General features: G+C 34.5%; 16 protein-coding genes, 1 pseudogene and 1 riboswitch. Of the genes and pseudogenes, 6 read left to right on the top strand and 11 right to left on the bottom strand.

Annotated elements, in window-relative coordinates; translation table 11 throughout:
• Together AC1DS7_RS21355 and AC1DS7_RS21350 are read right to left on the bottom strand one after the other, a co-directional pair.
• Entirely contained in the window at positions 1–1,122 is a 1,122-nt protein-coding gene (locus AC1DS7_RS21355; protein ID WP_002033358.1) for an AI-2E family transporter, read from the bottom strand.
• Positions 1,123–1,186: 64 nt separating this feature from the next.
• Positions 1,187–1,435 carry a GlsB/YeaQ/YmgE family stress response membrane protein gene (locus AC1DS7_RS21350; RefSeq protein WP_002033357.1) on the bottom strand — a complete coding sequence of 83 codons (249 nt, stop codon included), beginning with the start codon at positions 1,433–1,435 and terminating at the stop codon, positions 1,187–1,189.
• 231 nt (positions 1,436–1,666) lie between these two features.
• On the opposite strand from AC1DS7_RS21350, the gene AC1DS7_RS21345 reads away from it, so the two are divergent.
• On the top strand, positions 1,667–2,137 hold the full coding sequence (locus AC1DS7_RS21345) for a GNAT family N-acetyltransferase (RefSeq protein ID WP_016100973.1): 471 nt from the start codon (positions 1,667–1,669) through the stop codon (positions 2,135–2,137).
• A 28-nt stretch (positions 2,138–2,165) separates the two neighbouring features.
• Positions 2,166–2,308: riboswitch (cyclic di-AMP (ydaO/yuaA leader) on the top strand.
• A 97-nt stretch (positions 2,309–2,405) separates the two neighbouring features.
• Positions 2,406–2,549: a hypothetical protein gene (locus AC1DS7_RS21340; RefSeq protein ID WP_000945246.1), complete on the top strand. Its 144-nt coding sequence runs from the start codon at positions 2,406–2,408 to the stop codon at positions 2,547–2,549.
• A gap of 81 nt (positions 2,550–2,630) precedes the next feature.
• Here the strand turns inward: AC1DS7_RS21340 and AC1DS7_RS21335 are convergent.
• From AC1DS7_RS21335 to AC1DS7_RS21325, 3 genes and pseudogenes are all read right to left on the bottom strand, one after another.
• Positions 2,631–3,777 (bottom strand): annotated as a pseudogene (locus AC1DS7_RS21335) (collagen-like domain-containing protein); the annotation flags it as partial.
• Positions 3,778–3,981: 204 nt separating this feature from the next.
• Positions 3,982–4,737, bottom strand: a complete 756-nt coding sequence (locus AC1DS7_RS21330) for a class I SAM-dependent methyltransferase (RefSeq protein ID WP_002033352.1) — start codon at positions 4,735–4,737, stop codon at positions 3,982–3,984.
• Positions 4,738–4,778: 41 nt separating this feature from the next.
• Complete coding sequence (locus AC1DS7_RS21325; protein WP_476999201.1) at positions 4,779–5,321, bottom strand: CGNR zinc finger domain-containing protein; 543 nt, start codon at positions 5,319–5,321, stop codon at positions 4,779–4,781.
• 112 nt (positions 5,322–5,433) lie between these two features.
• Between AC1DS7_RS21325 and AC1DS7_RS21320 the strand changes: the two genes are divergently transcribed.
• On the top strand, positions 5,434–6,630 hold the full coding sequence (locus AC1DS7_RS21320) for an MDR family MFS transporter (protein ID WP_016100968.1): 1,197 nt from the start codon (positions 5,434–5,436) through the stop codon (positions 6,628–6,630).
• An 81-nt stretch (positions 6,631–6,711) separates the two neighbouring features.
• Here the strand turns inward: AC1DS7_RS21320 and AC1DS7_RS21315 are convergent, their stop codons facing one another.
• Positions 6,712–7,626, bottom strand: a complete 915-nt coding sequence (locus AC1DS7_RS21315; RefSeq protein WP_002033348.1) for a tetratricopeptide repeat protein — start codon at positions 7,624–7,626, stop codon at positions 6,712–6,714.
• A 369-nt stretch (positions 7,627–7,995) separates the two neighbouring features.
• Here AC1DS7_RS21315 and AC1DS7_RS21310 point away from each other — a divergent pair, with 369 nt between their 5' ends.
• A complete protein-coding gene (locus AC1DS7_RS21310; RefSeq protein WP_002142535.1) occupies positions 7,996–8,376 on the top strand; it encodes a hypothetical protein in 381 nt (126 codons plus the stop codon).
• A 75-nt stretch (positions 8,377–8,451) separates the two neighbouring features.
• Positions 8,452–8,679, top strand: a complete 228-nt coding sequence (locus tag AC1DS7_RS21305) for a DUF3923 family protein (RefSeq protein WP_002033344.1) — start codon at positions 8,452–8,454, stop codon at positions 8,677–8,679.
• Between the two features lie 96 nt (positions 8,680–8,775).
• Here AC1DS7_RS21305 and AC1DS7_RS21300 read toward each other — a convergent pair whose 3' ends face one another.
• The 4 genes from AC1DS7_RS21300 to AC1DS7_RS21285 form a co-directional block, all read right to left on the bottom strand.
• Complete coding sequence (locus tag AC1DS7_RS21300; protein WP_002033341.1) at positions 8,776–9,327, bottom strand: DUF2179 domain-containing protein; 552 nt, start codon at positions 9,325–9,327, stop codon at positions 8,776–8,778.
• 220 nt (positions 9,328–9,547) lie between these two features.
• Positions 9,548–9,961, bottom strand: coding sequence for an ATP synthase subunit I (locus AC1DS7_RS21295; protein WP_002084378.1), 414 nt, complete (start codon positions 9,959–9,961; stop codon positions 9,548–9,550).
• Positions 9,962–10,014: 53 nt separating this feature from the next.
• A complete protein-coding gene (locus AC1DS7_RS21290) occupies positions 10,015–11,337 on the bottom strand; it encodes a hemolysin family protein (RefSeq protein WP_002142537.1) in 1,323 nt (440 codons plus the stop codon).
• Positions 11,338–11,456: 119 nt separating this feature from the next.
• Entirely contained in the window at positions 11,457–11,861 is a 405-nt protein-coding gene (locus AC1DS7_RS21285) for a MerR family transcriptional regulator (RefSeq protein ID WP_012261301.1), read from the bottom strand.
• A 310-nt stretch (positions 11,862–12,171) separates the two neighbouring features.
• On the opposite strand from AC1DS7_RS21285, the gene AC1DS7_RS21280 reads away from it, so the two are divergent.
• Positions 12,172–13,059: a DMT family transporter gene (locus AC1DS7_RS21280; protein ID WP_002142538.1), complete on the top strand. Its 888-nt coding sequence runs from the start codon at positions 12,172–12,174 to the stop codon at positions 13,057–13,059.
• A gap of 21 nt (positions 13,060–13,080) precedes the next feature.
• Here AC1DS7_RS21280 and AC1DS7_RS21275 read toward each other — a convergent pair whose 3' ends face one another.
• Positions 13,081–13,617, bottom strand: coding sequence for a hypothetical protein (locus tag AC1DS7_RS21275; RefSeq protein ID WP_002142539.1), 537 nt, complete (start codon positions 13,615–13,617; stop codon positions 13,081–13,083).
• Between the last annotated feature and the right edge of the window lie 9 nt (positions 13,618–13,626).

The following is a 13,626-nucleotide window of genomic DNA, read 5'->3' as shown; positions in this document are numbered from 1 at the left end:
TCACGTATTCAACTTCACAAATCTATAACCGTGCGTAACTAAAACTTTTAATATCGCATACCCTGGAATTGCTAAAATAATCCCCATAATTCCAAATAAATTTCCCGCAGTTAAAATGATAAATATAATAGTAATCGGGTGAATATCTAACTTTTTCCCCATGACTTGCGGAGAAATAAATTTACCTTCTGCTAATTGTACAATCATCATAACGATAATTACTTTTAACACCATTGATGGCGAGTCGATAAATGCGATAATTAAAGCTGGTGTAATTGCAATGATTGGTCCTACGTACGGAACGATATTTACAATCATCGCTAAAATAGCAAGTAGTACCGCATATTTAATACCAATAATAAGATAACCGATTAATAGCATAATACCGATAAATAAACTAACAATAATTTGTCCTCTAATATACGAACTAATCGCATAATGCATATCATCTAGTATTCTCTTCGCAGCTGGTTGTCTTTGCTCAGATATAAACTTTAAAAAATGATTCGGTAATTGCTCACCATCTTTTAAAAGATAGAACAAAATAAACGGAACCATTACAAATGTTAAAACAACTTCAGTAATTGTACTTAAAAATCCAGTTACATTTCCTGTTACTGATGATAATGATTTTGTAAAGTTCATTGTAGAATCTTTTACGATATTAGCAAAATCAATATTTAAACTTTCCTGCATTCTACCAATTACATTACTTTCTCCAAATTTACGTGCTGCCCTTTCGATTTCATGCCCGAAATATGGCAAGTTATCTATTAAAGCATTTACTTGATCTTTAATAATTGGAATAACCGTGACCGCAAGAAAAACAAATAATCCAAGAACAATTATATATATCGAGGCAATTGACACAATTCTCGACACACCTTTTCTTTCTAAAAGAGAAACGAATGGATGCAATATATAAAATAGTACTCCCGCTAATAATACTGGGAAAAAGATTGTTTTTAAAAATACGACGAACGGTGTAAAGACGAATGATATTTTTGTAAGTAATAATATATTTACAAACAGCAACGCGAATCCAAGTAGTACAGCTAAATAATTTTGTTCTTTAAAAAACTTTTTCAACTTATCTCTTTTTCTTATATTTACTTTCTCCAAGTGTACCACCTCTCTAATTAGGAAAAGCCCTAAAAGGGCTTTATAAAACAATCAGTAATAGCCTTTATTTTCTTGCAGCTTTTACTACAAATGATACAATAAGAATTAACACAATTGCACCTAATAATGCTGGTACGACATGAATCCCACCAAACGATGGCCCAAAAGATCCAAATAATCTACTACCTAACCAAGCTCCTAGTAAACCAGCAATTATATTTCCAAACATACCAGCTGGAAAATTTTTACCCGTTATAGAACTAGCAATTATACCTATAATAGCACCAACTATTAATGTAATAATCCATCCCATTTTTAGTCCCTCATTTCTATTATAGTTTGTATTATCAAATACAAGAGTAGCTAAACTCTTATATAAGATTACGTATTTATCTACGCTAACCATATCCTACTATAGAAATATACCTACGAACATTTTATGTATGGAGATACATATATTATATGCAAAAAAGAAAAAAATTGTCAAACTTACCCACAAATCAATTATATTAATATATCATATTTAAAGGAGGCGTTATTATCTATGATTCATAAATTACTTCCCACTTCTTATGAAGTAGCATCATCCATTTTAAATGTTCAAATTCCAGCTTATAAAATTGAAGCAGACTTTTTAAACAGTACTGCAATACCTCGTTTATATGATACTGTAAACGATATTCAAAATTGTGATGAAACATTCTATGGATATTTCTCTGAAAATAAACTCGTCGGCTTTATTTCTTTTATACAAGAAGAAGAACTAATCGATATCCACAGATTAGTTGTATCGCCCGATTTTTTTCAAAAAGGAATCGCAACGAAACTGCTACTTTATATATTTAACATGTTCTCGTCTTCAATGACATACATTGTACAAACAGGTAAAGCCAATACTCCAGCTCTCGCATTATATAAAAAACACAGCTTCATTGAAGTAACAGATACAACACTACCTGATGGCATGATTCTTACGCAACTTAAAAGACAGAAAACACAAAATAGTTTGACTTAATTATTTATTTATGTTATTTTTTACTTTATACAACCTTTTGCTGAGTCCAAATTTTGGAGCGGGGGAACCATTTTTGTAGCTATGCTACTTGGGGCGAATCTTTTTCAAGTAGGGAAACTCTCACTTCCCGAGTCCGACAGCTAACCTCGTAAGCGTAATGGGAGAGGAAGGTGCTTTTTGCCTATGTTACACACTTTGCCTCCTTAGTTATAAATATGGAATCGATATCAATCAGAAAACTATATTTATAGAAAAGGAGACTGGTACAATGTTACGTTTATCAGATCACGCAATAAAAATGATGGAACAAAGACTTCGACTCGAACAACACCGCACATATCAAGCAAATAAAGTTGTAGATAACTTACATCACAAATACTTCTTTCAGCATATTTTTCAACCGAAAAGATAAAGAAAATGTTTATTTAATATTAAAAAACACAAGGTGTGTCTGTAAAGACATTCCTTGTGTTTTTTATATTCCCTATACTTTTTATAATATCCTCACCACATTTAAACTTGCCGTAATTGTTCCTGCAATAGTGGTCACATGCCCAACACCTAATGGACCATTTTGTAATATTAACGTTGAATTTGCACTCGCTACATTCACAAGAAGTGTATTTGAAATAGCTGGTTCGATTACTACAGTTGATGTCGTTACGTTTTGTATAAAACTCCCTGTTATTTGTGTTCCATTTAATAGTAACCTAACAGATACAGTCTCATTCCCACCAGTCGCGTCCCCTTGGAAATAGTAGCTTACTAAATATATTCCTGGTGTGGATACCGTGACAGTTGTAGCACTAGTTAAAGATACACCAGTTCCATATACAGTGGATCCTGAATTAATTGGAATGTTGGCATTTGCTGCAATTGTACTTGTTGATGTAGAAAAGAAATACCCACCACCTGTTGATATAGCAGGTGATCCAGTTGCTCCGGTTGAGCCGGTTAGGCCAGTCGCACCTGTTGGACCCGTTACTCCGGTTGAACCGGTTGCACCGGTTACTCCTCTTATTCCTTGTATCCCTGTCGGTCCAGTCGAGCCGGTCACTCCTTGTGGACCTTGCACTCCTTGAATTCCTTGAGAACCTATTACTCCAGTTGCTCCCGTGGCACCTTGTGGACCTTGCGGGCCTATCACACCTGTTATCCCCTTTATTCCACTTATGCCTTGTGATCCAGTAATTCCCTGTATTCCTTTCGCTCCTTGGGAACCTTGTGAACCCGTTACACCAGAGATGCCAGTTTCACCCATCTCACCTTGCATTCCTTGTGCTCCCGTTTGTCCCCGCTCCCCTATTTCTCCTTGTATTCCTTGCGGGCCTTGTAAGCCTTGACTACCAGTAGGGCTTTGCACTCCTTGTATCCCTTCTAGTCCTTGTACTCCAATATCACCAATTGGACCTTGGTTTCCAATTAATCCTTGAGAACCTTGTAAACCAATTGGACCAGTAATCCCTTGCGCTCCAGTATCACCAACGGCACCTTGTATTCCTTGTGCTCCTGTTGTCCCTCGCGGACCTTGTATTCCTTGTATCCCTGGAGGACCTTGTGGACCCGTTTGCCCCTGTAGGACCGGTGATGCCTGGAGGACCAACTGGACCTTCATAGCCTCCAGTTGGTCCAATTGCTCCCACAAGCGGAAGAGGCAGTGCCACTCCGAATTTTTTGCACTTTCTATGATGACGCACAACAATCCCCCTTCCCCAAAATAATTACACTTTTTATATGAAATGCATTTTTATATGAAAAGTACATCTTTGACCTCACTTTTTTAAAAATAAAGAAGCCTATCATTTCATTTGTTCAAAATGATAGGCTTCTTTATTTTTAGCAAGTTATTTCCTCGTCTTAATAATAAAAGTAGTTGGCACCATTCTAGCTTTATATAAACAATAATATTTCGTAGAAGGTGTAGCTACTTCTTCATCAAATACACGAGACGGTTCAGGCTCTTCTATTCTCTCAATTGTAAATCCCACTCTATTTAACTCATTTATGTATGTACTTATTTTTCTCTTATATAATGTCGCTTGTACATTTTCTCCTTTAAATGTTTCAAACGTAATAGGAGTTTCCTCATGATAAGAAGACTTTAAAGCAATTTCTTCTGTACCATACTGTAAATTCGAATATACTGGGTGCTCCCAGCTAAAAATAAAACTTCCTCCTGGCTTTACATATGAATAAATCAGTTCCAACGTTTTTCCTAAATCTGAAGTCCATCCTAATGCATAGATGGAATATACAATATCAAAATACCCTTTCGGAATATCTCCTTCTTCTTCCATTGCTCCGCATATTAACTTTGGATTCCAACTCTTTAACGTTTCATTCGCTGTTTTAATTTGTTCACTTGAAAGATCAAGACCCCATACTTCCTCTGCCCCATGTTCTGCCATATATTGCAACGAATGCCCGCTTCCACATCCAATATCAAGAACCTTTTTATTTCTGATTGAATCGAACAAATGAATCTCATCTTCAGACGCTGTATAAGGACCATATTTCGGTAAACAATCTACTTGAAAGAAATATGGTGCAACTGTATCCCAACACTTTTTATTTAAAGCTAACATTTGTGTACCTTTCATATTCTACATTCCCCCATCCAATTTTCTTCCCCTAATATAAATTACACATTATAACCTGATCTCCCTTTTCTCTTCGCCCGGTAATTTTTCACTTTTGCAATCGTACCGCACGCTCTTCCGCCTTCTTCCCCAGCATACATACCGCACCATCTTTTACTTCCATTACGCGAATGATCATAAAATACCCAGCGACAATCTGGGCATGCTTTTAACCTTCCCCACAAATTTTCTTGAATCGCCGTTAACATAATACTCAATACTTTTGTATACACATTCTCTTCTTGCACCGGTTCATATGTAACACTTTTCATATTTCCCTTTATATGTACATGAAATGGGTATTTTTCTAACCATTTTTGCAACGATCCTTCGCCTTCAATTGTTAACCGAATGTCTTCTCGAAAACTTTTTAATTCATCTATTGTATGAAATGAAAACTCTTCATGAAAATATTTTTTCATAAATTGCTTTATATCACCTTCTGTTTGTAGCAAATCAATTAGCTCTCTCGTATCGTTTGGTATTTTCCATGTATTTAAAAATTCCCGAATATATTCTAATTCATGTGGTGCATTCTGATTCAATTCCATTCACCTTCTTCTTAAAATTTACTTTTTTCTGACTTTATGTATAATTATAATATAAAATAGTTAACCATTAAATAATTTTACTGGTTACAATATTAGGAGGAGTTCTATGAAAAGTTTCTCAATACCGATACGTTTCATGCTTATTTCTTCATTTTTTATGTCTTTTGGTTATTTTGCGGTATTTGCATTTTTAGCTATTTATCTATTAAGCTTTCTTCATTTTTCTGCTGTTCAAGTAGGAACAGTGTTGACGATTATGACAATCACATCACGAGTTATCCCATTATTCTCAGGATTAATTGCTGACAAAATAGGCTATATCATTATGATGATAGCCGGATTATTTTTAAGAGGAATCGGATTTATCGCTTTAGGAATATGCTCTGATTTCTATACAATTTCTATTTCTTCTGCACTTATTGGCTTCGGAACTGCATTTTACGAACCTGCTGCGCGCGCCATATTCGGCTCACAACCAGCTCATATGAGAAAAAATTTATTTACATATTTAAACCTTAGTTTTAATTGCGGTGCAATAATCGGACCAATTGCAGGAGTGTTCTTACTCTTACTCGATCCAATCTATGCTTTTTTTCTAACAGGATCTCTTATGCTGCTATTCGCTTTTATCTTTTACTTACTTAAAAATCACTTCCAAGTCACTACTGAAAACACGTCTATTACATTAGGGCTACAGGCTATCTTACAAAACAAATCTTTCCTTTTGTTTTCATTTATTATGATTTTCTTCTATATTATGTTTACTCAGCTTACTGTCGCACTTCCACTTCATATGAAAAACATTAGTAATAGCAACCAGCTTGCTACACTAGTTATTACGATAAATGCAATAACAGGCGTCATATTTATGGTGTTATTCCGAAAACTTTTTCATAAATACAACACACTTTCGATTATTAAATACGGTGTTTTATTAATGAGTATTTCCTTTTTACTCATTCCTTTATTTCAACACCCATATTGGCTATTTATTTGTGTAATTTTATTTACAATCGGTGAAACACTCGTATTACCTAACGCTGATATCGCTATTGCAAATTACAGTAACGAATCATATACAGCTACTTACTTCGGATTTTATCAACTATCACTCGCATTTGGTTTTATCATCGGTAATTATACCGGTACATCTTTTACATCCAACTTAAACGGAATGTATACACCATGGCTTATTTTCGGCGGAATAGGACTTATTGGTTTTATTTCACTCCATATTTTAAATATTAAAAAAGGGAGCTCTAAAGAGGATATATACCTATGTAATGAGACGAAACATCTTTAACACATTACAATTGAGATGGTACCTTTAGACAAGCAGCCTATAATAAAAAATTCGACCATCATATTTGACAGTCGAATCTTTTTATTTTTCATATTCAAGATGATTATGTCTTTTACAACCAAATAAATAGCAAGCCCCTATATAATCAGTTTCAAATTCTAACCCTGGAACATATCCAGATTCGATACGTTCTATCATTTTTTTATAACAATTGTTCTCTTCTATATATTCCTCAATTAACTCTTTCTTATCGTTTTCTGTCCAATTTTCTTCTACTTCTTCATTCTGAACATCTTCTATTTCTGCTGTCTTCGCTTCGATAGATTCCCGTATAACTTCATTTATACGGGAGAAATTATTAGCTTTATATAGAGCATAAACAAATCTACCAATCCAATTGGGACTTTTCCAGTATTCTTTGTATCCCTTTTCGAACCATTCAATTGCTTCTTTATAGCAATTCAACTCAACATATAAATCTGCTACATTAATTTCTCCTACAAAATCATCAGATTTCCTGTTAAAAGCATCCAACTTCTCTTTCGCTTCTGTTTTTCGCCCTAAATCAATTAAACACTTTACATAGTTATACATTATAATGTCTGAATCCCCTGCAACTCGCAAGAAAAATTCCGAAGCTTTTTCCAACTCTCCAAGATTATAATGAGCTACAGCTACATTGTGATATGCTTCATCGGATGGTTGAATCGAAATAGATTTTTGTAATGCATCTTTCGCTTCTTCCCACTTTTCTTGTTTCATGTAAATTTCCCCTAAGATGTTATAAGGAAAGTATGAGGAAGGATTCAACTTAACAGCTTCTTTTATTAATTCAAGAGCTTTACCATCATTCTCTTCCTCATAAAAGTACATCCAAGCAAGATTATTGAGAGATTGTACACCTCTAGATTCATGTACTGCTTGTTGAAACAGTTCCATTGCTTCCACATATTCATTTTGTTCAAACATTTCAATTGCCTTCTCGTTAATGTTCAAGTAACTACCTCCGAAGTGAATGAATTCATCTATTCCCTATCATTATTTTAATATGCAAAAAATGTAATTTCCATAATAATAAGTTCGCTTCGTATTAAGTTCTTTCTCCTGTCTACATTTCATCATATATTTGGATATATAATTCGTAATGATTTTAGCAACACTGCTTTGTAAAGAAAATATATACCTACTGTAAAAATACTGATTCTAAACAATAAGTAAACTTTTCAATCTCCCTTAAATTGGATATACAACCTGTTTCATTTTACATATTATGGTACAATTAAAAAGTGCTAGCTAAACATTTACGTTCCACACTAGCAGTCTAGCAATACCAAAATCAAAAATCACTTGAAATTGGGGGATGTTATGAAAAAGAAATTAATTGTTCTTCTATTCATCGGAATCATTTCATCTGGATGTTCAACTATAGTAGAAAATTCTTTAGAAACCGGAAGCGGCAGTATTGAATTATTAACACCAACGATTACAACAAAAGATAATGAATTAGAAATTAAGACTGAAGGTATTGATGAAAATAAAGTAACTTTTATTTATGTTGCCAATAAAAAAGTATTGGAACAAAAAATAAATAATGGTGAATCCTACAAACTTAACATTAAAGATATCGAGCACGCTCATAGGACAGACTACAAGCCAAGAGTTCAACTTTTGCAAACGAAAGATGATAACGAAGATGGAGACATGGCAACCTTTAAACAAGTTAGATATACAGTTGAAAAAAAGTAGTTTTATAGTTATTCCATTTAAATATAACAACCGAAAATATACTTTTAACAGAGGGTAAATATAAGAGGTGCTAATATGAAAAGACGATGGATTTTTTGGTGGATTGGTAACATATTTTGGATTATAACTTTCGGGATATTGGCAGCTATCATTTGGCTAAGAGAGGTTGATGGGACCGGCGTTACTCAAACACCTGAGCTGAAATTAATAGCATTTATCGTTTTATTAATTGCATTTATATTACCACTAATTATTCAAGTTGTATGGTTAATTGTTAATCTGAGAAAAAGCAGAAAAAAATAACGCAAAAAAAAGAGAGGAATCTTTTTCAATATAGATTCCTCTCTTTTTTCTATGGGGATTATGCCGTGCTTTTAAAGCTGCACTACTCCCTTTTCTTTACAATGCATGTTCATCTTTCTTCTTCTTCAACAATGCTCTCTTTTTCATCGCCTTCGTTAAATATCCACCTTTAAACGAACGGATTTCATAAGAAGACATAAACGCTTTCGGTGCAATTTCATTAATAATTTCTAACAGTTCTTTTTCTCTAGAACGCTTTGCAACGATATCTAAGCGATAACGTATAGAATTTATTCCTTCACCTTCAAATACTGTAACGCCAAATCCAAAATGGCGTAATTCATTTACTAATTCATTACAACGGTCTAGCAAACTAACTTGATACGTAATATATCCAATTGCTAATTTATTTTCTATATAACCGCCTAATAATAGTCCCGCACTAAAGCCGATGACATAGGCAACAATGTTCATCCAATTTGATAAATCTTGAAACACAATACCTAAACTGACAATATAAATTGCTCCTTCTAACAATCCTACACCTGCAGCGGATCTTGTTTGATTCTTTACAAGCAAAATCGTACGGATTGTTAAAGTTGGAACGTAAATAATTTGAAGCACAAAAATAAGTAAAGCTTGTAACATTGGTATCCACCTCTTTCGCAAATTCTTTTGTCATGATAACATACATAAGCTTTAGAAATCGATGGGTTTTTTAATTTTTTTTAATTTTTTTTCATACTATTGAAATGCCCCAAAAATAAGCGTATTATGTTTGGCATAAATTCGATAAGTACCAGTAAATCATTCGTATTATATCATTTATTTTTAAACGCAAAAAAGGAACCTGATTAGGTCCCTTTCATCAGAGCTCTATGTTTTTCGAAGCATTTTCCTTTTGCTTCTCTTCTTCTTTTACTAGCTGCATATTTGCATAGGCTAAATTCGCAATCATTAAAAAGTGTCCACCCAATATTCCAGTACCAAATGCCCACATTTCCATTTCATGCTCAATTTCAAACATAATGATAGCCCCTAATATTGCGGCTGCAAATCGGTTTAGAACTCCTAATCCAGGAGCCTTTTCTTTCATCACGATACTTCTTCCTAATTTCTCCACTCTGCGAGCTAATAGCCAAAGACAATATGCGCTAACTGCTAAACCGATACCGAACCCTGTCACTTGTTTCCCAAACGGAGTAACCGCCCACATTAGTAGTAAACCACTAAAGATCGTATACAATTGTAATCGATATACACGTAAGGCTACTTGAATCAAAATATCCGCTCCTAATTTCACATTTTATTATGTGTCAGAAGAAAAGCAGCAACTTACACAGTTGCTGCTTTCTCTTGTTCTTGTTCCATTTTTTGAATTTCAACACGTTTAATTTGATAAGCATCTTTTTCTAACACTTTAAATTCATAGCCTTCTGCTTCAACGTATTGTCCTTCTTCGATTTCATGATTTTGCATCATAATCCATCCACCGATTGTATCCACATCGTCTTCTTCAATGTGTAATCCAAACAAATCTTTTACTTCTGAGATAAGCACTTTTCCATCAACAATTTTATGATACTCGTTCACATGTTGAATTGGTGGTGCTTCATCTTCATCATATTCATCACGAATTTCGCCGACGATTTCCTCCAATATATCTTCAAGCGTTACAATTCCAGCTGTTCCTCCGTACTCATCATATAAAACAGCCATTGGAATTCGCTTCTTCTGCATTTGCAGTAATAAATCATGAATTGGAGTCGTTTCCATAACTTCAATAATCGGACGCATATACGTGCGAATCGATGATAAATCTTCTTGATCGTTGTTCATATATCGAATAAAGAAATCTTTTACGTTGACCATACCGATAATATCATCTTTATCTTCTCCAAAAATCGGATAACGTGTGTATCGTTCATTTTGGATTACTTTCATGTGTTCTTCTACTGAATCTTCAAGATAGAAACCAACGATTTCTGTACGCGGTACCATTATCTCTTTCGCGATGCGATTATCAAATTCAAAGATATTATTTACATACTTGTATTCAGCTTGATTAATTTCGCCACTTTCATAGCTATCTGAAAGAATAAGACGTAATTCTTCTTCTGTATGAGCTACTTCATGTTCAGAAGCTGGTTTCAAACCGAATAAACCAGTTATAACACGAGCTGAACCGTTCAATACCCAAATAAATGGATACATGATTTTATAGAACATCATTAACGGAGTTGCCAATAACAACGTTACTTTTTCAGCCTTTTGAATTGCCAGCGTTTTCGGAGCTAATTCCCCTACTACAACGTGTAAATATGTCATTAGCATAAAAGCAAGACCAAAAGTTAATACTGATGAGATAGAAGGATTTACGTTCCATTTCTCAAATAACGGGTGTAATAACTTTTCGATTGTCGGTTCACCTAACCAACCTAATCCCATCGCTGTAACTGTAATACCTAATTGACAAGCAGATAAATATTCATCTAAATTTGTTGTTACCTTTTTCGCTGCTAACGCACCGCGTTTCCCTTCCGCAACAAGCTGATCAATGCGACTTGAACGTATCTTAACAATCGCAAACTCTGCTGCTACGAAAAATCCAGTAAATGCGATTAAAATCGCAACCATGACTAAATTAAATATTTCCAATGAATCCCCTTAGTTAAAAAACTAAGGTGTCCACCTCCTGTATACTATAATGTTTTCTTATTTGTTCGTTAGAAAACATAGCCCGATACAAAAATTAAAGAGGTCGGATTTCACTTATTCTATAATAATAGAGCAAGTGTCTGTATTAAAGCTGTCGTTTGACCTGATAAAGATTTCGATATTTTTTCACGTTGTGAATCAGTCAATTCATCTAAAAGAGGCTTTAACTCTGTTAGTTCTGCTTCTAATCTATGAATATGGTCTGTCACTTCATTCACTTGTTTCGAAACGTGTTCATTGATACCGAGCAGCTTCTTCTCCTCGATCTTCTCTTTAATCTCACAAAGCGGCATATGCATTTCTTTGCACTTCTCAATAAATTGTAATGTCTCAAATGCTGTTTCGTCGTAATAGCGATAATTAGATTGAGATCGCTCCGCTTTTAAGATTCCTAGATTCGTATAATAATCAATCGTTCGTTTCGACACGTGAGCCATGAGAGCCAACTGTCCGATTCGATACACCTTCCCAACGATCTTCCCCCCTTGTTTATATTACTATTATCATACAATACATAAACTGTACAGTCAAACGTGACGGTTTGTTATTCACATTTTATGCACAATTCCATAACACTCTTTAATAATCAGAAAGTTAAGTTATAATATCATTAAAAGAAGAAGGGAGGCTACGTTCATGTACTACAACACTTCATTCGAAAACGATCAACCTGTAGGCCGTCTATAATCTAAGACGGGCATTCATATAACAAGTGCACCATGCCTCGTCTTAGGGAATAAATCATAACCCTAAAAATAGACGGAGGTCATTCAAATGAAACAAACCATTTTAGGAGCTATATGTTTATCACTAGCAGCAAGTATTTGGGGCGGTATGTACGTCGTTAGTAAATACGTACTCGACTTTATTCCGCCACTTACACTCGTTTGGCTACGCTTTATTATCGCTTTTGTTGTTTTATATGCGATTTTGAAAACAACTGAAAAAAAGCAAAAGAAAAAAGTAACCATACACAAAAAAGATTGGCTATTATTCGCTTGGATTGGATTCATCGGGTATTTCATTTCGATCACATGTCAATTTATCGGAACGAAATTATCCGATGCTCATACAGGCTCCTTAGTAACATCAGCTACACCTGCATTTATGGTTATATTTGCAGCGCTCCTTTTAAAAGAGAAACTAACTGCTCGTAGACTTTTATCAACTATAATAGCGACAATCGGTGTCATTATCGTTATCGGATGGGGTATTGAAATCGGCTCCTATTTTATCGGTACAATCATTTTAGTTGGGGCCGCTATTACGTGGGCTTTACTGTCCATTTATGTAAAAATCGCTTCCGCTCGATTTTCATCTTTAATTATTACAACGTACGCAATATTTTTTTCACTCTTTTTCATTACACCTTTTATGGTATGGGAATTCCAAACAAATCCTATTGAACATATGAACATGTATGTAGTATTAGGCGTACTCTATTTAGGAATCGTCTCAACCGCAGGTGCATTTTTTCTTTGGAATAAAGGATTAGAATTAATGGATGCTAGCATCGGTTCATTATTTTTCTTCTTCCAACCYATCGTCGGTTCAATACTTGGCTGGCTCCTATTAAATGAGACGTTAAGTAGTAACTTTTTCATTGGTGGTATCCTTATTATGTGTAGCGTTATAATTACTACTTTTGAAAAGCAAAAATAGTATAAAAAAACAGGCAGAGACTTAGTCTCTGCCTGTTCGCATAATTGGGTCTTGGTCGTGAAAACCGATGCAAATTGGTATATTACTTTGTAATCCACTGCATGCACTTATAAAACTACACACCGTTCTTGCGATTAAATATAAAGTAATACCTACAGCCTTTTTATCTGAATCAAAGCCATTTTCACCATAAATATCAGCTAACTCTCCTAAAGATGGTCCTTCTATTTCATCCGTCCAATCACTTGCCCAATCCTCATCTTCTTCTTCAAGAAACATATAATCGTCACAAATATAAAACTGACTATCCCACTCATTATCAAGATCATACTCAAAATAAATCGCCTTTGCTTCTTCACTTTCAGCAATTTCTAACGCTTCTTTCAAACCTATCCTCATACTTTCCTTGTATGAATCTAATGGAATCAATTTAATGCGCTCCGCATCCTCACTTGACGCTAGTGTGCGACAAACATCATAATACTTCAATTCTATTTGAGATACTGATAACAAAAATACATCTTCCTGCATTTCCTCTAAATACTGAAAAATATCCACACTATTACA

The organism is Bacillus sp. P4_E1 (assembly GCF_056401715.1).
Note: the sequence above shows the minus strand (reverse complement) of the source record. Positions and strands in the feature narration are given on the sequence as shown.